At 69.7% G+C, this 21511-nt stretch carries 18 protein-coding genes, 2 tRNA genes and 1 pseudogene; 5 read left to right on the forward strand and 16 right to left on the reverse strand.

Annotated features, from left to right (window positions below):
* The first annotated feature begins 3 nt into the window (after positions 1-3).
* Complete coding sequence (locus V1457_RS07555) at positions 4-1602, forward strand: protein kinase domain-containing protein (protein WP_407074755.1); 1599 nt, start codon at positions 4-6, stop codon at positions 1600-1602.
* Positions 1599-3578 carry a Stk1 family PASTA domain-containing Ser/Thr kinase gene (gene pknB / locus V1457_RS07560; protein ID WP_338601825.1) on the forward strand — a complete coding sequence of 660 codons (1980 nt, stop codon included), beginning with the start codon at positions 1599-1601 and terminating at the stop codon, positions 3576-3578. Before V1457_RS07555 ends, pknB begins: the two co-directional genes overlap by 4 nt.
* Before the next feature lie 154 nt (positions 3579-3732).
* Here pknB and V1457_RS07565 read toward each other — a convergent pair whose 3' ends face one another.
* The 3 genes from V1457_RS07565 to V1457_RS07575 are packed head-to-tail and all read right to left on the reverse strand — an operon-like array spanning position 3733 to position 5388.
* Positions 3733-4374, reverse strand: coding sequence for an aminodeoxychorismate/anthranilate synthase component II (locus V1457_RS07565; RefSeq protein WP_295142107.1), 642 nt, complete (start codon positions 4372-4374; stop codon positions 3733-3735).
* A gap of 40 nt (positions 4375-4414) precedes the next feature.
* A complete protein-coding gene (locus tag V1457_RS07570; protein ID WP_295142104.1) occupies positions 4415-4570 on the reverse strand; it encodes a hypothetical protein in 156 nt (51 codons plus the stop codon).
* Entirely contained in the window at positions 4570-5388 is an 819-nt protein-coding gene (locus tag V1457_RS07575) for a class E sortase (protein ID WP_338601831.1), read from the reverse strand. The genes V1457_RS07570 and V1457_RS07575 overlap by 1 nt, the downstream gene beginning before the upstream one ends.
* Before the next feature lie 243 nt (positions 5389-5631).
* Here V1457_RS07575 and crgA point away from each other — a divergent pair, with 243 nt between their 5' ends.
* Both crgA and V1457_RS07585 read left to right on the forward strand, forming a co-directional pair.
* Positions 5632-5898, forward strand: coding sequence for a cell division protein CrgA (crgA, locus tag V1457_RS07580; protein ID WP_200068047.1), 267 nt, complete (start codon positions 5632-5634; stop codon positions 5896-5898).
* Between the two features lie 165 nt (positions 5899-6063).
* Positions 6064-6474, forward strand: a complete 411-nt coding sequence (locus V1457_RS07585; RefSeq protein WP_200068046.1) for a PH domain-containing protein — start codon at positions 6064-6066, stop codon at positions 6472-6474.
* A gap of 3 nt (positions 6475-6477) precedes the next feature.
* On the opposite strand, the gene V1457_RS07590 is transcribed toward V1457_RS07585, so the two are convergent.
* Both V1457_RS07590 and V1457_RS07595 read right to left on the reverse strand, forming a co-directional pair.
* Positions 6478-7386 (reverse strand): rhomboid family intramembrane serine protease, encoded by a 909-nt coding sequence (locus V1457_RS07590; protein WP_338601840.1) that lies wholly within the window; start codon positions 7384-7386, stop codon positions 6478-6480.
* Between the two features lies 1 nt (position 7387).
* Positions 7388-7945 (reverse strand): peptidylprolyl isomerase, encoded by a 558-nt coding sequence (locus V1457_RS07595; protein ID WP_200068044.1) that lies wholly within the window; start codon positions 7943-7945, stop codon positions 7388-7390.
* Positions 7946-8071: 126 nt separating this feature from the next.
* On the opposite strand from V1457_RS07595, the gene V1457_RS07600 reads away from it, so the two are divergent.
* A complete protein-coding gene (locus tag V1457_RS07600) occupies positions 8072-8665 on the forward strand; it encodes a hypothetical protein (RefSeq protein ID WP_200068043.1) in 594 nt (197 codons plus the stop codon).
* 74 nt (positions 8666-8739) lie between these two features.
* Here the strand turns inward: V1457_RS07600 and V1457_RS07605 are convergent, their stop codons facing one another.
* From V1457_RS07605 to dnaN, 11 genes and pseudogenes are all read right to left on the reverse strand, one after another.
* Entirely contained in the window at positions 8740-9960 is a 1221-nt protein-coding gene (locus V1457_RS07605; protein ID WP_200068042.1) for an aromatic acid/H+ symport family MFS transporter, read from the reverse strand.
* 475 nt (positions 9961-10435) lie between these two features.
* A tRNA-Ala gene (locus V1457_RS07610) sits at positions 10436-10508 on the reverse strand.
* 171 nt (positions 10509-10679) lie between these two features.
* Positions 10680-10787 (reverse strand): annotated as a pseudogene (locus tag V1457_RS07615) (DLW-39 family protein); the annotation flags it as partial.
* Positions 10788-10848: 61 nt separating this feature from the next.
* A tRNA-Ile gene (locus V1457_RS07620) sits at positions 10849-10922 on the reverse strand.
* A 101-nt stretch (positions 10923-11023) separates the two neighbouring features.
* Positions 11024-11785 (reverse strand): DUF3566 domain-containing protein, encoded by a 762-nt coding sequence (locus V1457_RS07625; protein WP_307849830.1) that lies wholly within the window; start codon positions 11783-11785, stop codon positions 11024-11026.
* A gap of 33 nt (positions 11786-11818) precedes the next feature.
* Positions 11819-14320 (reverse strand): DNA gyrase subunit A, encoded by a 2502-nt coding sequence (gene gyrA, locus V1457_RS07630; RefSeq protein WP_338601847.1) that lies wholly within the window; start codon positions 14318-14320, stop codon positions 11819-11821.
* A gap of 130 nt (positions 14321-14450) precedes the next feature.
* Positions 14451-16424 (reverse strand): DNA topoisomerase (ATP-hydrolyzing) subunit B, encoded by a 1974-nt coding sequence (gene gyrB, locus V1457_RS07635; RefSeq protein WP_338601850.1) that lies wholly within the window; start codon positions 16422-16424, stop codon positions 14451-14453.
* 345 nt (positions 16425-16769) lie between these two features.
* Positions 16770-17315 (reverse strand): DciA family protein, encoded by a 546-nt coding sequence (locus V1457_RS07640; protein ID WP_295151233.1) that lies wholly within the window; start codon positions 17313-17315, stop codon positions 16770-16772.
* 103 nt (positions 17316-17418) lie between these two features.
* On the reverse strand, positions 17419-18594 hold the full coding sequence (gene recF, locus V1457_RS07645) for a DNA replication/repair protein RecF (RefSeq protein ID WP_200068038.1): 1176 nt from the start codon (positions 18592-18594) through the stop codon (positions 17419-17421).
* A gap of 144 nt (positions 18595-18738) precedes the next feature.
* Complete coding sequence (gene gnd, locus V1457_RS07650) at positions 18739-19626, reverse strand: phosphogluconate dehydrogenase (NAD(+)-dependent, decarboxylating) (RefSeq protein ID WP_295151229.1); 888 nt, start codon at positions 19624-19626, stop codon at positions 18739-18741.
* Between the two features lie 110 nt (positions 19627-19736).
* Positions 19737-20861, reverse strand: a complete 1125-nt coding sequence (dnaN, locus tag V1457_RS07655) for a DNA polymerase III subunit beta (protein WP_338601857.1) — start codon at positions 20859-20861, stop codon at positions 19737-19739.
* Between the last annotated feature and the right edge of the window lie 650 nt (positions 20862-21511).

The raw sequence follows: 21511 nt of genomic DNA on the forward strand, positions 1-21511 counted from the left end.
TCAGTGCTGACCTCCGGCCAGTTGCTCGCCGAGCGGTACCGCTTGGGCCTGCGGATCGCCGTGGGTGGAATGGGCGAGGTGTGGGAAGCCGTCGACGTCCGGTTGGACCGCACGGTCGCGATCAAGGTGCTCAAGCCGGAGTTGTGCGGGGATGCCGAGTTCCTGCACCGCTTCCGCACCGAAGCGCGCACCACCGCCTCCCTGAACCACCCGGGGATCGCCGCCGTGCACGACTACGGCGAAACCGCGGCGATCCCGGACGGGCCGGAGGACACCGCCTACCTGGTGATGGAACTGGTCGAGGGCGAGCCGCTGGCGGCGGTGCTGGCCCGCGAGGGCCGGATCGCCCCGGAGCACGTCGTGGACATGCTGGAACAGGCGGGCAACGCCTTGCAGGCCGCGCACGAGCGTGGCCTGGTGCACCGCGACGTGAAGCCCGGCAACATCCTGATCACCCCGACCGGCACGGTGAAGCTCACCGACTTCGGCATCGCGAAGGCGGCGGATGCCGCGCCGGTCACGCGTTCGGGAATGGTCATGGGAACTGCGCACTACATCGCCCCGGAGCAGGCGCTGGGCGGTGACGCGACCCCCTCCAGCGACGTGTATTCGCTGGCGGTGGTCGGCTACGAGTGCTTGAAGGGGTATCGCCCGTTCCTGTCGGACAACGCGGTCACGGTCGCGATGATGCACATCCGCGAGCTACCGCCGCCGTTGCCGCCGGACGTGCCGCCGGGGGTGCGGGCGTTGCTCGAAGCGACGCTGGTGAAGGACCCCCGGCGCCGCTACGGCGGGGGCGGCGAGTTCGCCGCCGCGGTGGCCGCGGTACGGGCCGGATTACCGCTACCGACGCCTGCGGCGCTGGGCATCCCGCCGCAGCAACCACCACCGAGGAACGTGGGGGCACCCTCCGGAGGCGTGCCCCCGCTGCATGTCGGGCAGCCCGCACTTCCCGGCGGACAGCTCGGCGGCACGTATCCCCCGGGGTCGGTGCAGCTGCCAGCGGCCGCCCAGCAGTCCGGGCCCCCGACTTCGGGAATCCCGGTGCAGGCTTCCGCGCAGCGCCGTTCCCGGGCCGCGCTGTGGGTGGTGCTCGCGCTGCTCGGCGTGATCGTCGTCGTGCTGATCGGCTGGCTGAGCTGGTTGCTCATGCCCGGCACGATGGCCGTCGCCGCCGGCTCGCCGCTGCTCGGTGCGATGGGGTGGCGGCGTCGAATCGAGACCGTGCGCACCGGCGCAACTCCGAAGGCGGTACCGGGAACCGCGGCAGTCGGCTCTGCAACGATGGGGGCCACTCGCGTGGACCCGCGTCGGTGCGCCGACGAGCTGAGGCTCCTGGATTCTTCGGGATGGATCAGACAGACTGCGCTACGGCATTCCGGTCGTGACCACGCGCGCCGTGCGGGCGCCGGGAGCCGGTCACCGGAGCCTTCGCGGCCGGCGTTCGGAATCGTTCCCGCCGTCGGACCGACCAGGACGGGAACAGCCGGAACGGGGACACACCACGCAGGTCGGCGCCACCATCCGGCGGCGATCGGCAGCGGACTGCGGGTCGGCATGATGGGACGATCATTGACAAGGATCGGGACGACGCATCGATGAGCTCACCGCGACTTCTCTCCAACCGCTACGAACTCGGGGACAACCTCGGGTACGGCGGTATGTCGGAGGTCCACCGCGGCCGGGACATCCGGCTGGGGCGCGACGTGGCGGTCAAGGTATTGCGCGCCGACCTGGCCCGCGATCCCACGTTCCAGCTGCGCTTCCGCCGGGAAGCGCAGAACGCCGCGGCGCTGAACCACCCGGCGATCGTCGCCGTCTACGACACCGGTGAGACGGAGTCGGAGAACGGGCCGCTGCCGTACATCGTCATGGAGTACGTGGACGGCCGGACGCTGCGCGACATCGTCAAGACCGAGGGCCCGCTGACGCCGCGCCGGGCCATGGAGGTCATGGCGGACGCTTCGGCTGCGCTGGACTTCAGCCACCGGCACGGCATCGTGCACCGCGACGTCAAACCGGCCAACATCATGATCACCCGCTCCGGCGCGGTGAAGGTGATGGACTTCGGCATCGCCCGCGCGCTCGCCGACGGGCAAGCGGCGGTGACGCAGACCGCCGCCGTGATCGGCACGGCGCAATACCTGTCCCCGGAACAGGCGCGCGGCGAGTCGGTGGACGCCCGCTCCGACGTGTACGCATCGGGTTGCGTGCTGTTCGAACTGCTGGCCTCGGAGCCGCCGTTCACCGGTGACTCGCCGGTGGCGGTGGCCTACCAGCACGTGCGGGAGGATCCGCGCAAACCTTCGGACGTCAACCAGACCGTGCCCGCTTCGCTGGACGCGGTGGTGCTCAAGGCGTTGAGCAAGAACCCGGCCAACCGCTACCAGTCGGCCGCCGAGATGCGCGCCGACCTGGTGCGGGTGTTGTCCGGGCAGCGCCCGAAGGCTCCGATGGTCATGTCGGAGGAGGAGCGCACCTCGATGATGGCTCCCCCGCCTGCCAACACCGAGGTGTTCACCCCGGGCAGGCACCGTTCCGGGGACCGTCCCACCGGCACGACCGCGGTCGTCGACGACGACCCGCCGCAGGGCAGGGGCCGCCGGAACTGGCTGATCGCGTTGGTGACGCTCGCCTGCGTGGCGGTGTTCGCGCTGGTCGCTTGGCTGGCGACCGGGATCTTCGGCGGGCCGGAGCAACCGAAGCAGGTCGCGGTGCCACCGGTGCAGGGCATGACGATGGCCGCAGCGCGCGAGCAGCTCAACTCGCAGGGCTGGCACTTCGACACGTCCCCTTGCTTCTCGCCCGCGGACCAGGTCGGTCACGTCATGAAGCAGGACCCGCCGCCGGGCGCGATGGTGCTCAAGAGCCAGACGCGGATCAACCTCTGCGAGGGCAAGGGCCCCGAGATGGTCCAGGTGCCGGACATCTACGGCAAGGGCAAGAACGAGGCAGCCCAGCTGCTGGCCCAGGCCGGGCTGAGCATCGGCCTGGACGACAAGGAGACCCCGGTCGAGGACTCCAGCCTGGTCGGCCGGATCGTGGAGTGGGACAACAAGGGCAGTTCCGTGGCCAAGGGCACCACGATCAACGTGACGATCGGTGCCGAGATCCCGAAGACGCTGCTGCCCACCGTGGTCGGCCTGCCCTACGAGCAGGCGAAGGCGACGTTGGAGAGCGCGGGCTTCAAGGTCAAGCGCCAGGAGCGCGACTCCGAGCAGCCCGGCAACCAGGTGATCGACCAGAACCCGAGCGGCAGCACGCAGGTCAAGCGCAACGCCGAGGTCACCCTGGTCGTCTCGAACAGCGCCCAGTTGACCATGCCATCGTTGACCGGCAAGTCGAAGGAAGAGGCGGAAGCCGAGCTCAAGAAGCTCGGCTGGAACGGCTCGATCAACGAGCAGAAGACGCCGACCAATGACACGAGCATGGACGACAAGGTGCTCGGCAGTTCACCGTCGGCCGGTCAGAAGATCAGCAAGAACCAGTCGGTGACGTTGCAGATCGGCGAGTACGACCTCAGCCCGAGCGGCAGCAATCCGCCGACCACGGGTGGGCTGCTCCCGCCGTTCGACTGATCGAAAACTTCAAGGCGCCGCCGCGCAGGGTCGCGGCGGCGCCTTTTTGCGTGCCTAGTGCGCTCGGCCGGGCCGCGTGCTGCGCGGCCGGCGATCCGGCGGTTTCACGTGGAACCGCCTTCGCCCCAGCGCAGGGACTCGCGAATGATCAAGCTCAGCGGTGCGCCGCGGCGGCGAGTGCGCGCATCTCGCCTTCCAGCTCGTCCACCAGCTCCGCCGGAACCGGGTGCCCGGCCGCGGCCATCCAGTTCGCCAGCATCCGGTGCCCGCCGTCGGTGAGCACCGACTCGGGGTGGAACTGCACGCCTTCGAGCGGCAGCTCGGGGTGCCGCATCCCCATCACGATGCCGTCGGCGGTGCGCGCGGTGACTTCGAACTCCGCGGGCACGGTCGTCGCGCGCACGATCAGCGAGTGATAACGGGTGGCGACGAACGGCTGCGGCAATCCGGCGAACACGCCCGCTGCGGAGTGTTCGATCATCGAGGTCTTGCCGTGCAGCAGCACCGGCGCCCGCTCGACCACGCCGCCCCAAGCCGCGCCGATCGCCTGATGCCCGAGGCACACACCGAACAGCGGTCGCCGGTCGCGGGCGCAGCGCTGCACCAGCTCCACCGACCGGCCCGCGCGGTCCGGCGTGCCGGGGCCGGGGCTGAGCAGGATGCCGTCGGCGGCTTCGACGTCGGCATCGGTGACCGCGTCGTTGCGCCGCACCACGCACTCCGCGCCCAACTGGGCGAGGTACTGGACGAGGTTGTAGACGAAGCTGTCGTAGTTGTCGACGACTAGTACGCGCACGTGGCCACCATACCGGCGGCGTCCACGGATTTCGGCGGGCTCAGACCGTGGTCACATCGCTGAACGGGAGCTTCGGTTCCAGCCACGGGAACACGACGAACAGCAGCAGTGCGATGACCGCGAGCACCAGCAGGACCGCCTCCGCGATCTTGACCCCGAGCGGTCCCGGCAGCTGCCGCCAGACCCAGGCGTACATCAGGACTCCTCCAACTCGGGCGGGCGCAGTTCCGGCTGCGCCGGTTCCTTCGGGTACTGCTTGACCAGCACGCCGTGGACGATCAACCGCTGCGCCGCGGAGAACCGCGGATGACAGGTGGTCAGCGTGATCATCCGGGTTTGCTGGGAGCGCGGCAGCAGCTCACGCGGTTTCCCGGGGACCGGGTAGATCACCTCGCCCTGGTCCGGGCGCACGATGTCTCGGCCGGCCACTCCGGCATAGGGTCCGCCGATCGGCGCGACGCCTCCGCACCGCGAATCGTGCGCAGGGTTCCAGCCGGCGGCTTCGCCCTGCATCGGCAGCACGCGGTAGATGTACCAGTCGGTTGCGGTCTCGGTGACCACGGCATCGCACGAGCGCAGCTGGTCGAGGTCGCCGAACGGCGCACCGCGCCCGATCCGGTGCCCGGCCACGGCGAAATTGCCCTGCTCTCCGGGCAGCGCGGTGCCGGTGTAGTGCCCGGGGCCGTTCGCCAGCGTCCGGGTATCGGTCCCCTCCAGCACGGTGTAGCGGAAGTCGTGCCCCAGCGCGGGGATGTAGAGCTCGGCGAACCCGTCGCCGTCCACCACGGCAGGCTGCTGCGCCGGCCCGTGCTGCCACCGCTCGCGGAGCCGCTTGCCCGCCTCGGCCTGGCGGTGAGCGCTGAACCAGTCCGTTACGTACACCTCGTAGAACACGAACAGCAGCAGCACCAGACCGAAGGTGATCAGCACCTCTCCGCATCCTCGGACGACCTTGCCGACCCGCTCGGGCCGCCGATCGGGCGGCGGGGACTCTGCGACCTCGGAGGTTGACACGGTCTCCTCTCGACACGACCTGATCAGCACCGGCGAAGGGGTGTTCGGTCGGATGCGCAATTGCGTTAACGTGTAGATGGACAACGAGCAGCGCCGTTCGCGGTTCCGCCCCGCCCGGTTCGCCGGGAATCGCGGTCGGGACCAGCACGGCCGATCGCGCGAGCGGCCATCGGGCGTTTCCGCGGCGCTGTCAGCAGACCCCGCGCAGGCGCGAGCGCCGCCGACCCGCACGACGAGGACAACATGCCTAAGTCGAAGGTCCGCAAGAAGGACTCGTACACCCCGGCGGCCGATCGGCGCACGCCGGTGCAGGCGAAGTCGGTCGGCCCGTCCCACCCGATCTACCTGGTCGTCATGTTCGGGATGATGTTGATCGGCTTGCTGTGGCTGGTCGTCAACTACCTCGCCGGTCCGCAGATCCCGTTCATGCGGGAGCTGGAGGCGTGGAACTTCGCGGTCGGCTTCGCCTTCATCATCGTCGGCTTGCTGATGACGATGAAGTGGCGCTGACCCGCACCGGAACCGCTCCGTCTCGCGCGGCGGCACTGCGCGAAGCTGCAGGCAGCGGCGTCGGCCGCAGGTGCGGCCGCGGAATCACACGCGTGTAAGTCATCCCCACTGTGGACAACCCTTGTGGATAACTCCCCCGGCGCCCGAGTGCGGCAGACTGCGGGGGTGCCTGTGAATTCGTCCCGCGAGTGGTCCACGCCGATCGGTCTCGTCGTTTGCGGCTGGTTGCTGACCGCGGCCGCCGCGTGGTGGTGCTGGCTGACCGAGAGCGCGACGGACCGGCTGTTCGTGGCCGTGCTCGCGCTCGTGCTGGCGACCGCCTCGGCTTACGTGAGCCTGGCGCGGCCGCGCCTGCGGGCCGACGAGTCCGGCATCACGCTGCGCGGGCTCGGCCGGACCCGGCACCACCCGTGGTCGCGGATCCAGGTCCACGTCCGCAGCAGGCAGCGGCTCGGGCGGTCGGCGCGAACCCTGGAGCTGGACGGGGACAACGGGGAGCTGGTCGTGCTCGGCCGCATCGACCTCGGGGAAGATCCGGAGGACGTCGCCGAGGCCATCGAGGGTTTGCGCCGCTGAGGCTCACGCCCCGAAGCAGCGACCGTTGAAGCAGCTGACCGGCCCGAACTGCAGATCCCGCGTGATCAGCAAGGCGATCAACACCAGCAGCAACGCCCCGAGCGCTGCGGATTGCAGCAGCACCCGCCGGTTCCGCGGCGCGTAGACCAGCGCCGCGGTGGAAGCCCCGCCGAGCACCAGACCACCGAGGTGGCCGAGCAGCGAAATCCCCGGGATCGTCACGCTCAACACGATGTTCAGCGCGATCACCACCAGCACCGGCCGCAGGCTCACCTTCAGCCGCAGCGCTGCGAGCGCGATCCCGCCCATCAGGCCGTACACCGCACCGGAAGCGCCGGCGACCGGCGACCCCAGGTCACCGAACAGGAAGACTGCGACGCTGCCACCGAGCAGCGACAGCAGGTACACCGCGGTGAACCGGAGCCGCCCGAGCACGAGCTCGAGGTCGCGGCCGATCACCCACAGCGCGATCATGTTCATCAGCAGGTGGATCGGCCCGAAGTGCAGGAAGCCGGAGCTGATCAGGCGCACCCACTCGCCGCCCGCAACACCGACCGGCCACATCGCGAACGTGTCGAACAGCTGCGAGTCGATGTTGTTCTGGATGCTCTTCGCCTGCACCGCGGTGGCCACGAAGGCCGCCACGTTCAACGCGATCAGCACCGGAACGACGATCGGGCGGCTGGCCAGCCGGGCGCCTGCGACGGTCACCGCCTCGCGACCCCGGCTCCGGCCCTGCGCGACGCAGTCCACGCACTGGTAACCGACCGAAGCCTCTTGGAGGCAGTCCGGACAGGCCGGGCGCTCGCAGCGCACGCAACGCAGTCCGGTCGGCCGGTCCGGGTGCCGCACGCAGGCCGGTTGCTGCGCCGCCTGTTCCGGGCCGGTCGCGGGGCCGGGCGGGGTGCTCACGTCAGGACTCGCCGCGCTCCACGGTGACCTTCTCGATCACGATGTCGCTCATCGGACGGTCCTGCGGGCCGGTGGCGGTGTGCGCGATGGCGTCCACGACCTCGCGGGACTCCTGGTCGGCCACTTCGCCGAAGATCGTGTGCTTGTAGTTCAGGTGCGGCGTGCGCGCCACCGTGATGAAGAACTGCGAGCCGTTCGAGTTCGGGCGGCCCGGGTTGGCCATGCCCAGCATGTACGGCCGGTCGAACTGCAGCTCCGGGTGGAACTCGTCCTCGAAGTCGTAGCCGGGACCACCGCGCCCGGTTCCGGTCGGGTCGCCGGTCTGGATCATGAAACCGTCGATGACCCGGTGGAAGATCACGCCGTCGAAGAACGGCCCGGAACGCTCCCCGCGCGCGTTCGGGTTGCTGTATTCCTTGGTCCCCTCGGCGAGCCCCACGAAGTTGCCCACCGTTTTCGGCGCCTGGTTCGGGAAGAGGTCGACGCGGATGTCGCCCTGCGAAGTGTGCAGGGTCGCGGTCACGGTCTTCCCGACGAGCGATCCGTTGTCTTCAGCCACACGCCCATCCTGCCATCGGAAAGCGCGAACCACGTGGCTGGGTGCAGTATTGGGGGTGATCGTCACGTGCCGGAGCGGCTCCGGCGCGGCAAGGCGACCGGCGAACGCCGGCCAAGGAGGCACACGATGGACGAGGTGGAGGCGATGGCCCGAACTGGTGAGAACGTGGGCAGAGCGGTCGGCACGGGGGTGCGGAGCGCTCGCGAAGGCGCGGTGCGCGCGGGCAAGGCCGGCCGGGCCGCGAGCAAGCAGGCCATTGCCAGGGCCGAGCAGGAACTCGCCGAGCACGGGCTGTCCGCGGAGCAGCTGCCCGAGCTGCTGACCCAGAAGGCCACCGGTCTTTCCAGGGACGATCTGGCCGATCGCGGCCGCAAGGCCCGCAAGCAGTGGGAGAAGGCCCGCAAGGACTGGGAGAAGAAGACCGCCAAGACGCGCAAGCGGCTGGCCAAGAACACCGAGGTGGCGCGCAAGGAGCTCGCCGCCCGGATCGAGCCCGCGCCGAAGTCGCGGCGGAAGTGGCCGTGGGTGCTGCTGGCGCTGGCGGGCCTGGCCGGGATCGCCGTGGTGGCGTTGTCGCGCCGTCCGGAGGAGCTGCCGGTGGCCGATGCCGAGGACTTCCCGACGCACGAGGACGGGCTGTCCCGCAACGGCAGCGGCCCGGTGCGGGACGGCCAGCTCGGCGGACGGTCCGACGCGCTGGGCTCCGACCAGGACCGCTGATGCTCGGTACGAGGCGGGTGCCCGCACGGGCGCCCGCCTCGTGCACGTTCGGCGGCGCAGCCGCACCGGTTCGTTCAACCCGCCACGGGTTCGGCGGTGGTCCGGCGCACCGCCGCGATCCCTATCGCGCCCAGCGCCCCCACCGCGGCGAACGCGTAGAAGCCCCACGGGTAAGCGATGCCTGCGGTGAGCAGTCCGCCGCCGAGCAACGGACCGCAGATCGCGCCGATCCGGCCGACTCCTGCCGCCCAGCCCAGGGCGGTCGCTCGGGTGGAGACCTCGTAGGCCCGTCCGATGTAGGCGTAAACCAGCACTTGGGCGCTGAACACGAAACAGCCCGCGATGAACACCGCCAGGTACACGCCTGCTCCGGGAAGTTTGATGCTCAGCGCGGCGAGGAACACCGCGCCCGCCGCGAACCAGCCGATGGTGACCGGCCGGATTCCCGCCCGGTCGGCGATCCGGCCTGCGATGACGAGCCCGGCGATGGCGCCGGCGTTGAGCGTCAGCAGCAGTCCCAGCGAAGCTCCTAGCGGGTAGCCGGCGGCGCGCATGATCTCCGGCAACCAGGTGTTGAGCCCGTAGACCAGCAGCAGCCCCATGAACGAGGCGACCCAGAAGGCGATCGTGTCGCGCGCGAAGGCTCCTCGCAGCAGCGAGGCGACGTTGGCCAGTCCACCGCGCATTCCGCCGCCGTGGTCCGACGGCAACGATTCCGGCAGGTATCGGAACATCAGCGGCACCAGCACCAGCGCGGGTGCCGCGCCGATCAGGAACATCCACCGCCATCCGAGTAGCGGCAGCACCCCGATGCCGAGCAAGGCGGTGAGCACTGCGCCGACGTGGTAGCCGGTCATCAGCGTGGTGGCGGCGCCGCTGCCGCGTCCGGCGCGGGCGTTTTCGGTGACCAGCGCGATGGCGGTGGGCACGCAGCCGCCGAGCCCGAGGCCGGCGAGGAACCGCAGCAGCCCGAAGATCAGCACCGATGGGGCCGCGGCGCACAGCGCGGTGAACACCGAGAAGCCGATCACCGCGAGCAGCAGCGCTTTGCGCCGCCCGATGATGTCGGTGATCGTGCCGATCGCGAGCGAGCCGATGGTCATGCCGATCAGCCCGGCGGTGGAGACCAGCGAGCCGGAGGCGTGCGTGAGTCCCCATTGCCCTTGGTCGAGCAGGACCGGCAGCACACTGCCGAGCACGACGACGTCGAACCCCTCGAGCAGCACCGCGCTCCAGCACAGCGGCACGACCCAACGGGCGTACCCGGATCTTTCGGCGCTGCGCTGGTTCGGCATCGCTACCCCCGTCGGGTTCGCGCGGCCCGATTGATCACCGCGTCCGTTGCCGAAGCATCGTGCCCCCCAGCAGCCCCCGGACCATCCCCACCATTCCACTCATCGAAAACCCCAGAACAGCAAGTCGACACCACCTGACGAACCCGCCGGACTCACACCGCAGGCCCGCAAAGCCGAACTCACGAATCCAGATCCCCAGCCAACTTCCACCCGATCCGCCCGCCCCCGACGGTCCGGCCGATCCATCCCACCCGCCCGGTCATCCGACCGCCCCAGCGAATCCGGCCAAAGCGGCAAATTCCGACCGAGACCGACACAGGCCAACCCAACGCAACCCACCAACAAGGCCGGGGATGGGGGTCCGGGGGCGCAGCCCTCCGGCCGGGGGCGCGGGGGCTCGGCCCCCCGCACAAACACGACGAAGATCGAAAAAACCCGAAGGCGTGCCCGCCGAGCAGACACGCCCCCGATCGAGTGGAGACGAGGGGAATCGAACCCCTAACCCCCGCCTTGCAAAGGCGGTGCTCTGCCAATTGAGCTACGTCCCCGGTGGTGCCGGTCGCACCTGGCCACGCACGTCCGGCGGCTTTCCGATGTTAGCGAAGGCCCGTCCGCAATGAACAGCGACCACGGCGGGCTCACCGCGCGGGCGAGCGCTCGACGTGGTCGCCGGTTGGTTCCTTACGTGCCGGTGCGCCGCGAGCGGCTCACACCTCGCCGGCGGTGGCCTCGCGCCAGAGGTCGGCCTCGGCCTTGGCGGCGCGGTTGCGGCGGACGACGAACAGCACGGCACCAGCAACGACGGCGAGTGCGAGCAGCTTCTTCATTTCCGGTCGCCTCCTAGCGCACGGCCCGCGACCGCGGGCGAGGGAGATTCCTCAAGGAAAGTGGGCCTAGGAGGACTTGAACCTCCGACCTCTTCGTTATCAGCGAAGCGCTCTAACCGTCTGAGCTATAGGCCCTTGGTGTGCTTCAAAGATTACAGGACGCCGGGCGGCCTTCGTAGCGGGGGGTCCCGGCGGTTCGGCGGGGGTGGCGACCGCGGGCCGCCACCCCCGGCCGGTCACTCCCGCTCGGACAGCGTGACCTCGACGCCACCCGCGAAGTCGGCGGCCACGTTGTAGATGAACGCGCTGACCGTCGCCAGCGCGGTGAACAGCACGATGTTGATCGCCCCGATGATCGAGGCGACGCCGAACACCCGGCCCGCGCTGATCAGTTCGGCTGCCGCGTTCTCCGGCTGGGTGAGCTCGGTGAACGTGCCGTTCAGCGAGTCCCACACGCCCATGCCGTCGAGCACCCCGTAGAGCACGGCGACCGCGATCATCCACACGAAGAACATGGCGACGCTGAGCACCAGCGCCAGCTTCAACACCGACCACGGGTCGAGCCGCTTGATCTGCAGGCTGGCCCGGCGCGGTCCCCTGCTCGGCCTGCGCGCGCTGGCGCTCGCCTGCGCACCGGCTCGCGCGGAGGCGCCGAACGACACCGAAGTGCGCCCGGAACCGTCGAAGCCCTGCCCGGGAATCTCGGTGCGCACGGTTTCCTGCTCGTCGCCGAATTTCGCCTGGGTGGCGGCCGAATCGGAGCCGGTGCCGTCCGCACCATCGCCGGTCGCCGATGCGCGTTGCCACGGCGGCGGGACGTCGGTGCCGTCGAAGGTCTCCCCGTCGCCGCCGGTGGCCGCCGAGTCCGCGGCACCGGACCCGGCACCGTCCTCACCGGTCATGACCGAGGTGTGCGGGGAGTTCTGGCTGCTGTTGCGCTCGGCGTCCGGCTGCTCCGAATGCCCCTCCGGACGCTCCGGCTTGTCGGAAGTGGTCACGAGAGATCCTTCATGATCGTGGTCGGCGTGTCGCTACTTCGTCGGCTCGGGGCCAGGCCCGGCGGCGTCCGGGTCGGCGGCCTCGTCGGCGTTTCGCGCGATGGCCACGACCGAGGTCCCGTCGCCCAGGTTCATCAGACGCACCCCCTTCGTCTGCCTGCCCGCTTTGCGAACCTCCTTGGCGGTCGTCCGGATGACACCGCCGGTGGAGGTGATCGCGTACAGCTCATCGTCCAGGTCGGCGATGAGCGCCGCGACAAGCCTCCCACGTTTGTCGTCGTGCTGAATGGTCAGCACTCCCTTGCCGCCGCGCCCCTGGACCGGGTAGTCGTCGATCGGCGTCCGCTTGGCGTAGCCGCCGTCGGTGGCCACCAGGACGTACCGCCCGGCGCGCACGACACCCATGGCGAGCAGCTCGTCGCCGCGGTTGAACCGCATGCCCAGCACGCCGGAGGTGGCCCGGCCCATCGGGCGCAGCGCCTCGTCGGTGGCGTGGAACCGGATCGACTGGCCCTCCGCGGAGACCAGCAGCAGGTCGTCGTCGGTGGAGCACAGCACCGCCCCGACCAGCTCGTCCTCGTCCTTCAAGTTCACCCCGATGAGGCCGCCCGAGCGGTTCGAGTCGAAGTCGGTCAGCTTCGACTTCTTGACCAGCCCGTTCTTGGTGGCCAGCACCAGGTACGGCGCGGCGGTGTAGTCCTTGATCTGCATGACCTGGGCGATGTGCTCGTCCGGTTGGAAGGCCAGCAGGTTCGCCACGTGCTGCCCGCGCGCGGTGCGGTTGGCCTCCGGCAGGTCGTACGCCTTCGCCCGGTACACCCGCCCCTTGTTGGTGAAGAACAGGATCCAGTCGTGCGTGGAGCACACGAAGAAGTGCGACACGATGTCGTCCTGCTTGAGCTGCGCGCCCTGCACGCCCTTGCCGCCGCGCTTCTGCGCCCGGTACAGGTCGGTGCGGGTGCGCTTCGCGTAGCCGGTGCGGGTGATCGTGACGACGACGTCCTCGTCGGCGATGAGGTCTTCCATGGAGACCTCGCCCTCGTAGGGCACGATCTTGGTGCGGCGGTCGTCGCCGTGCTTGTCGACGATCGCCATCAGCTCGTCGCGCACGATCGCGCGCTGCCGCTCCGGCCGGTCGAGGATGTCCTTGTAGTCCTCGATCTCGCGTTCCAGCTCGGCGAGCTGGTCGACGATCTTCTGCCGTTCCAGCGCGGACAGCCGCCGCAGCTGCATCTCCAGGATCGCGTTGGCCTGCACGTCGTCCACGTCCAGCAGCCCGATCAGGCCGGTGCGCGCCTCGTCCACCGTCGGCGAGCGGCGGATCAGCGCGATCACCTCGTCCAGCGCGTCCAGCGCCTTGACCAGCCCGCGCAGCACGTGGGCCCGTTCTTCGGCCTTGCGTAGCCGGTACCGGGTGCGCCGGACGATGACCTCGAGCTGGTGCTTGACGTAGTAGCGGATCACCTGGTCCAGCCGCAGCGTGCGGGGCACGCCTTCGACCAGCGCGAGCATGTTCACGCCGAAGGTCGTCTGCAGCTGGGTGTGCTTGTAGAGGTTGTTGAGCACCACCTTCGGGATCGCGTCCCGCTTCAAGGTGATGACGATGCGCATCCCGCGCCGGCTGTTGGACTCGTCGGCGATGTCGGAGACGCCGGAGATCTTGCCGTCCCGGTGCATCGTCGCGATGCTCTCGATCAGGTTGTCCGGGTTGACCTGGTACGGCAACTCCGTGACGACCAGCGAGGTCCGCCCCTTGGCGTCCTCCTCCACCGAGACCACCGACCGCATCCGGATGGACCCGCGCCCGGTGCGGTAGGCATCGGCGATCGCGTTGGTGCCCATGATGAGCCCGCGGGTCGGGAAGTCCGGGCCCTTGATCAGCTTGATCAGCTCTTCGAGCAGCGTCTCGTCGTCGACCTCGGGGTTGTCCAGCAGGTACACCACGCCGTCGGCGACTTCCCGCAGGTTGTGCGGCGGGATGTTGGTCGCCATCCCGACCGCGATCCCGTTCCCGCCGTTGACCAGCAGGTTCGGGATGCGCGCCGGCAACACGTCGGGTTCCTGGGTGCGCCCGTCGTAGTTGTCCGAGAAGTCGACGGTGTCCTCTTCGATGTCGGCGAGCATGTGCATCGCCAACGGGTCCAGCCGCGCCTCGGTGTAGCGCATCGCCGCCGCCGGGTCGTTGCCGGGCGAGCCGAAGTTGCCCTGGCCGTCGATGAGCGGGTGCCGCATCGCCCACGGCTGCGCGAGCCGCACCAGCGCGTCGTAGATCGCCGAGTCGCCGTGCGGGTGGTAGTTACCCATCACCTCGCCGACGACGCGGGAGCACTTGACGTAACCCCGGTCCGGGCGGAACCCGGAGTCGTACATCGCGTAGAGCACGCGCCGGTGCACCGGCTTGAGGCCGTCGCGCACGTCGGGCAGCGCCCGGGCGACGATCACGCTCATCGCGTAGTTGATGTAGGAGTTCTGCATCTCCTGCTGGATGTCGACCGGTTCGACCCGGCCGTGTTCCGGCGGCAGGATTTCCGTCACGAGTAGAGATTCCTTTCAGGCAAGGTCAGCGTGTTCCGGCGGCGCCGCGGCGCGGGCCAGGTGTCCCGCGCACCGTCGGCGCAGGTGCCGCGGGCGCGGCGACCCGGCTGGTCGCCACCCGGACGTCGGGTCACACGTCGAGCAGACCGGCGTCCCTGGCGTTGCGCGTGATGTACGAGCGGCGCGCCTCCACGTCCTCGCCCATGAGCACGCTGAACAGTTCGTCGGCGGTGGCGGCGTCGTCCAGCGAGACCTGCATCAGCAGCCTGCTCGACGGGTCCATCGTGGTCTCCCACAGCTCCTGCGGGTTCATCTCGCCGAGACCCTTGTAGCGCTGGATCCCGTCGTCCTTCGGCAGCCGGCGACCGGCCGCCGCACCCGCCTCCAGCAGGCCGTCGCGCTCCCGGTCGGAATAGGCGTACTCCGGCTCCGCGCGCGGCCACTTGATCTTGTAGAGCGGCGGGCGGGCCAGGTACACGTGCCCGTTCTCGATCAGCGGGCGCATGAACCGGAACAGCAGCGTCAGCAGCAGCGTCCGGATGTGCTGGCCGTCCACGTCGGCGTCGGCCATCAGCACGATCTTGTGGTAGCGCAGCTTGGACAGGTCGAACTCGTCGTGGATGCCGGTGCCCAGCGCGGTGATGATGGACTGGACCTCGTTGTTCTTGAGGACCTTGTCGATCCGCGCCTTCTCCACGTTGATGATCTTGCCGCGGATCGGCAGGATCGCCTGGAACCGCGACTCCCGGCCGTCCTTGGCCGAACCGCCCGCCGAGTCGCCCTCCACGACGTAGAGCTCGCACTCGTCCGGAACGTTCGACTGGCAGTCCTTCAGCTTGCCCGGCAGCCCGCCGATGTCCATCGCGCTCTTGCGGCGCACCAGCTCCTTGGCGCGCCGGGCCGCCATCCGGGCCTGCGCCGAACCGACCGCCTTGTTGATGATCGTCTTGGCGTCCGCCGGGTTGCGGTCGAACCAGTCGTTGAGCCACTCGAACGCGGCAGTCTGCACGAACGACTTGACCTCGGTGTTGCCCAGCTTGGTCTTGGTCTGCCCCTCGAACTGCGGCTCGCCGACCTTCACCGACACGATCGCCGCCAGGCCCTCGCGGACGTCGTCGCCGGTGAGGCTGCCGTCCTTGTCCTTGAGCAGCTTCTTCTCCTTCGCGTAGGCGTTGACCACCCTGGTCAGCGCCGCGCGGAAGCCTTCCTCGTGGGTGCCGCCCTCGTGCGTGTTGATCGTGTTCGCGAAGGTGTAAACGGACTGGTTGAACCCGGAGTTCCACTGCATCGCGATCTCCACCTCGAGGCCGTTGCCCGCGGCGTTGAACGCGATGGCCTTCTTGTGGATGGGGTCCTTCGTCGCGTTGATGTGCTTGACGAAGTCCTCCAGACCGCCCGGGTAGTGGAAGGTCCGCTCCTGCGCGCGCGCCGAGCTGCCGTCGGCGTCCTGCCCGGCCTCGTCCTCTTCGGCGGCGCGCTCGTCGCGCAGCACGATGGTCAGGCCCTTGTTCAGGAACGCCATCTCCTGCAGCCGCCGGGAGATGGTCTCCGCGTTGAACCGGGTGGTCTCGAAGACGTTCCCGTCGGCCCAGAACGTGATCGTGGTGCCGGTCTTCTTGGTGACCTCGCCCTGCTGGATCTCGGTGACGGGCTTGGAGTCCTCGTAGCGCTGCCGCCAGACGTGCCCGTCGCGGCAGACCTCCGCCTCCAGCGCGGTGGACAGCGCGTTCACCACGGACACGCCGACGCCGTGCAGACCACCGGAGACCGCGTAGGAGTCGCCGCCGAACTTGCCGCCCGCGTGCAGCACGGTCAGCACGACCTCGAGCGTCGGCTTCTTCTCCACCGGGTGCATGTCCACCGGGATGCCGCGGCCGTCGTCGGTGACACGGACGCCGCCGTCGGCCAGCAGCGTCACCTCGACCTTGCTGGCGTAGCCCGCCATCGCCTCGTCGACCGAGTTGTCCACGACCTCCTGCACCAAGTGGTGCAGGCCGCGTTCACCGGTGGAACCGATGTACATGCCGGGCCGCTTGCGGACGGCCTCCAGGCCCTCAAGAACGGTGATGGACGACGCGCTGTATTCGTTCTTCTTCGCTGCCACGGGCCTCGGTGTCTCCTCGAACCGGCTGTGTGTCGGGTGATCGGGCAGCCCGGAGGCCGCCAGCGGCGGCCGCGCACGGGCGCCGACCGAAGTGGGCACGGCTGCGGGTGGCGTTCCGGCGCACGACCTTGACCGGCGGTTCGACGGCGGCTGGGTGCGCGATGCCGGGAACGCGGCGACTCGCGGATGCCACGCCCACCGCTCCAGTCTACTGGTCGTCCCGGACAGAAGTGCGGCAAGGACACCCCTGAATTCCTCACAGAGCCGATAACTCGGATCAGGACACCATCCGAGACCCGCGAGCGGGTCCGCGAGCTTCCTGCGCGGACTCGCGCGAGCGTCGGCTCAGCCGTAGGTGTCCCGGGGTCCGCGGCCCGGGACGTGCCGCGGACCGTGCCGCCAGCTCGGCGCGGCCGGGCCCTGCACCTTGATCCGCCGGACCACGCCGTCGCCCACGCCATCTGCGATCCGCTTGATGATCTGGCGCTGCAGCAGGCGCAGCTGAGTGGCCCAGGCGGTCGACTCGGCCTGCACGGTCAGCTCCGCATTGCTCAGCGCGACCGGTTTGGTGTGCTCGGCGATGTCCCCGCCGACCAGGCTGGTCCAGCGGGCGAAGACCTGACCGCCGGAGAGCCGGTCGGTCCAGCCGTGGTCGGTGGCCAGCCTGGAGGCCAGCCTGCCCAGCGGCTGCGGATCGCGATCGTCGGCGCCCGGACCGGACCAGCCGCGGCGCCTGCGCCGACCGGCCGGAGACTTGCCCCGCTTGGGCCGGCGGCGGTTGCCCTGGGACTGCTCCTTGGCCGCCTGCAGCGCGGCTCGCGCGAGGTCGGATCCGTGCAGCTCGGCTCCGTCGGAACCGGCCGCGGACGCGCTGTGCTCGCCCGATGTCACCGAGTTCTCCACACCATCCACAGCGTTATCCCCAGTTGTGGGTAACTGTGGAGACGAGTCCTGCACAGTGCGTGTCGATCCTTGCGGAGCGTGCCCGGACCGTTCATCCGACACGGCTGACCTCCCCATCGCGGACCTCGAAGCGGGTGCCCGCTAGTTCCTCCGGCACGTCTTCCGGCACCGCGGCGGTCACCAGCACCTGCTCGGCACCGGCGACCAGCTCCGCCAGCCGGGACCGCCGCCTGCGGTCCAGCTCCGCGAACACGTCGTCGAGGATCAAGACCGGTTCCGCGCCATCCTCGGCGAGCAGGTGGTACGAGGCCAGCCGCAACGCCAGCACGAACGACCACGATTCACCGTGGCTCGCGTAACCCTTCGCGGGCAGCTCGCCCAGCACCAGCTCGAGGTCGTCCCGGTGCGGCCCGATCAGGGAAACCCCGCGCTCCAGCTCCTGACCGCGCACCTGCTCCAACTCGGCGAGCAGCACCTGCTCCAGCTCCGCGGGATCCGCGCGCCGCCCCATCGGCACCCCGAAGCCCTCCGGCAACGAGTCGCCGAGGCTGCTGCGATACCGCACGTCGGCGACCCGGCCCGCGGGCGCGCTGTCCCCACCGGTCGCCGCGACGCTGGCGTAAGCGCTGGTCACGTGCGGTGCGAGGTCGGCGACCAGGTCCAGCCGCCCGGCCAGCAGGTCCGCACCGTGCCGCGCCAGGTGCCCGTCCCAGACCTCCAGGGTCCGCAAATCCGCGGCGGGACCGCCCTTGCGCGCCGCGCCCGCCGACTTCAGCAGCGCGCTGCGCTGGCGCAACACCCGCTCGTAGTCCGAGCGCACCCCGGCATAGCGGGGTGCCCGGGACACCAGCAGGTCATCCAGGAACCGGCGCCGCTCCCCCGGATCCCCGCGGACCACCGCGAGATCCTCGGGCGCGAACAAGACGGTGCGCAGCACACCCAGCACGTCGCGGGGTTTGCCGGGCGCGCCTCGGTTGATCCGCGCCCGGTTCGCCTTGCCGGGCGTGATCTCCAGCTCGACCAGCAGCTCGCGGCCACCGTTGACGACGGCCGCGCGCACGAACGCGCGCTGCGCACCGTCGCGGACCAGCGGTGCGTCGTTCGGCACGCGGTGCGAACCGAGCGTGGCGACGTAGCCCAGCGCCTCGACCAGGTTCGTCTTGCCCTGGCCGTTCGCGCCGATCAGCACCGAGGCCCCCGGCTCGAAGGCCAGGTCCGCGTGCTGCCAGGAGCGGAAATCGGTCACTTGGAGATGGCGGACGTACAAAACGCTCCCGAGGGGAGTCGGGTTCGGAGTCGCGCGGTGCGCGGGGACGCGCCGGGCAGGTGCGGAGACCGCCTCGGATCGCCGCACCGACATGTCGCCGTGTCGACAAATCGACCGGACGCGGAGGGTCCGGCAGCGAGGAGCTCAGCCCTCGTTCGTCTCCACGGCGTGCCCGCCGAACTGGTTGCGCAGCGCGGCGACGGCCTTCATCGCGGGCGAGTCATCCTGCCGGGAAGCGAACCTGGCGTAGAGCGCGGCCGTCATCACCGGGGCCGGCACGGAATTGCGCACCGACTCCTCGACGGTCCAACGCCCCTCGCCGGAGTCCGAGACGTAGCCGCGCAGCCGCTCCAGGTCCGGGTCTTCCTCCAGCGCGCGCACCAGCAGGTCCAGCAGCCAGGACCGCACCACGGTGCCCCGGCTCCACGCCTTGACCGTCGCGGGCACGTCGGTGACCACCTCGGAAGCGGCCAGCAGCTCGAAGCCCTCGGCGTACGCCTGCATCAACCCGTACTCGATGCCGTTGTGCACCATCTTCGCGTAGTGCCCGGCACCGACCGGGCCCGCGTGCGCGAAGCCTTCCTCGCGCGGGCCTTCCGGGCGCAGCGCGTCGAAGATCGGCAGCGCCCGCTCGATGTCCGCGGTGTCGCCGCCGGCCATCAGCCCGTAACCGTTCTTCGCGCCCCACACCCCGCCGGACACGCCGACGTCGACGTACTTGATGCCGTGTTCGGCCAGCAGCGCGGCGTTGTCCTGGTCGTCGGTGAACCGGGAGTTCCCGCCCTCGATGATCAGGTCGCCCGCGGCGAGCACGCCTGCGAGCTCCTCGATGGTCTGCCTGGTCGGCTCACCGTGCGGCACCATGATCCACACGATCCGCGGGCCGGTCAGCTTGCCTGCCAGCTCGGCGAGCGAGGGAACGTCGCTGACGTCTTGGTTGCGGTCGTAGCCGACCACCTCGTGCCCGGCGGTCCGCAGCCGCTCGCGCATGTTGAAACCCATTCGGCCGAGACCGACAAGTCCCAGTTGCAACGGTTATTCCCTTCGAGACGAACCTTCGCCCGGACTCGCCCGATTTCCGCGGCCCGGCATCGCTGTGATCTTCCGGCCCGCTCGTCACCGGGCGGGCCGCCGAGGCGGCCTCAGCCCGGCAAGCGCACCGGCATCAGCAGGTAGAGGTAGCCCGGAACCACTTCACCATCTTCCCCGACCGGTTTGAGCAACGCGGGCCGGTTGGATGTGGTGAACAGCATCTGCGCGCGGTCGGTCTTCAACGCACCGAGGCCGTCCTGCAGGTAGGCCGGGTTGAAGGCGATCGTCAGCGACTCGCCGGACAGCTCCACCGGGAGTTCTTCCTCGGCGCTGCCCTCGTCGTCGCCGCCCGCGGTCAGCCGCAGCCCCGAGTCGGAGATCTCCAGCCGCACCTGCGTGCCGCGCTCGGCGACCAGGGACACGCGCTTGATCGCCTCGACCAGCGGGGCCACGTTGACGATGGCGGTGGCCGCGGTCTCGGAAGGCAGCAGCTGGCGGTACTTCGGGAATTCCGCGTCCAGCAGGCGCGTGGTGTTGCGCCGCGTCGTGCCGGTCAGCCCCAGCAGACCATCGCCGGAGGCCAGCGAGATCTCGACCTTGCTGCCTGCCCCGCCGATCGTCTTCGCCGACTCGGCGAGCGTGCGCGCGGGCACCAGCACCGAGGTGTCCTCGATCGACTCGTCCGGCTCCCAGGTGAACTCCCGCATGGCCAGCCGGAACCGGTCGGTGGCCACGATCGTCAGCTGATCGGCGTTGATCTCCATCCGGACGCCGGTGAGCATCGGCAGCGTGTCGTCCTTGCCCGCTGCCACCGCGACTTGGGCGACCGCTTCGGCGAACAGGTCGCCTGGGACCGCGCCTGCGCGCTGCGGCATCGCGGGCAGTTCCGGGTAGTCCTCGACCGGCATGGTCGGCAGGCTGAACTTGGAGCTGCCGCAGGTGATCGTGACCCGCGGACCGTCGACGGTGATCTCCACCGGCCGGTTCGGCAGCGACTTGGTGATGTCGGCCAGCAACCGCCCGGAGACCAGGGTCTTGCCGGTGGAGTCGATGGACGCCTCGGTGGTGACCTGGGCGGAAACCTCGTAGTCGAAACCGGAGATGGTCAGCGCCTCGCCGGAGCTCGCATCCAGCAGCACTCCGCCCAGCACGGGTACCGGAGGCCGCGAAGGCAGGCTGCGCGCGACCCAGGCGACGGCGTCGGCTAGGCCGTCACGTTCCACGCGGATCTTCATCGATGTCCTTTCGGTTTCGGCCGAGGCCGGCTGCCGGGAGATCGCTGCTGGTGCGGCCAGCTCGGAGGTTGCTGGTTCGGGCTCGCGGTTGTCCGGGAGTACCGGTCGCGCCGCGCCGCCCGGTTCTGCGGGCCACCCGAGGTGCGTTGCCGCCGGTTGCGTGCTGAGCCGGGGCGCATCGCGACTCGTCCCCCACGAGACCGCCGCGAGCACGGAGTCCGGCTGGGCGGCCTTCGCGGGAGTTCCACCGTAGAGCGTTCATCGCGATCGCTGCATCCGGGTCCGGGCTCGGTGAAGCGGCTGCGAACCCGCGGCGGCCGCGAGTTGTCCACTTGTCCACCGCCCCTTCTCTTCTTTTGTTCTTCATTTCAAGAGAAAGAAAAAGACAGCCGTAGTAGTAAGGGTTGTGGGTTGTGGGGACAACCGCCTTCCTGGCTGGTCAGAGTGCTTCCCCAACTGTGGAGGAGCACTGGGAGTGATCGGTGGATGGGCTGAACGGGTCGTGGACAACTTCGGCCTCCCCGGAGGTTGTCCACAGCAGCCGCTCGTAGTCCACACCGCCATCCACAGTTGTCCCCGTAGTTGTACCCAGCCCTTGCGGAAAGGCGGCCCGATTTCCGTCTCCACCGATCGGGTTGTGGGCGAATCTG

Source organism: Saccharopolyspora sp. SCSIO 74807 (assembly GCF_037023755.1).
GTDB lineage: Bacteria > Actinomycetota > Actinomycetes > Mycobacteriales > Pseudonocardiaceae > Saccharopolyspora_C > Saccharopolyspora_C galaxeae.

Bases quoted from the DNA above. Each gene is read 5' to 3' on its own strand.
- V1457_RS07600 (WP_200068043.1), top strand. From the start codon at position 8,072: ATGGACGAGGTGGAGGCGATGGCCCGAACTGGTGAGAACGTGGGCAGA.
- V1457_RS07570 (WP_295142104.1), bottom strand. From the start codon at position 4,570: ATGTACGCCTGGGTCTGGCGGCAGCTGCCGGGACCGCTCGGGGTCAAG.
- pknB (WP_338601825.1), top strand. From the start codon at position 1,599: ATGAGCTCACCGCGACTTCTCTCCAACCGCTACGAACTCGGGGACAAC.
- crgA (WP_200068047.1), top strand. From the start codon at position 5,632: ATGCCTAAGTCGAAGGTCCGCAAGAAGGACTCGTACACCCCGGCGGCC.
- dnaN (WP_338601857.1), bottom strand. From the start codon at position 20,861: ATGAAGATCCGCGTGGAACGTGACGGCCTAGCCGACGCCGTCGCCTGG.
- V1457_RS07605 (WP_200068042.1), bottom strand. From the start codon at position 9,960: ATGCCGAACCAGCGCAGCGCCGAAAGATCCGGGTACGCCCGTTGGGTC.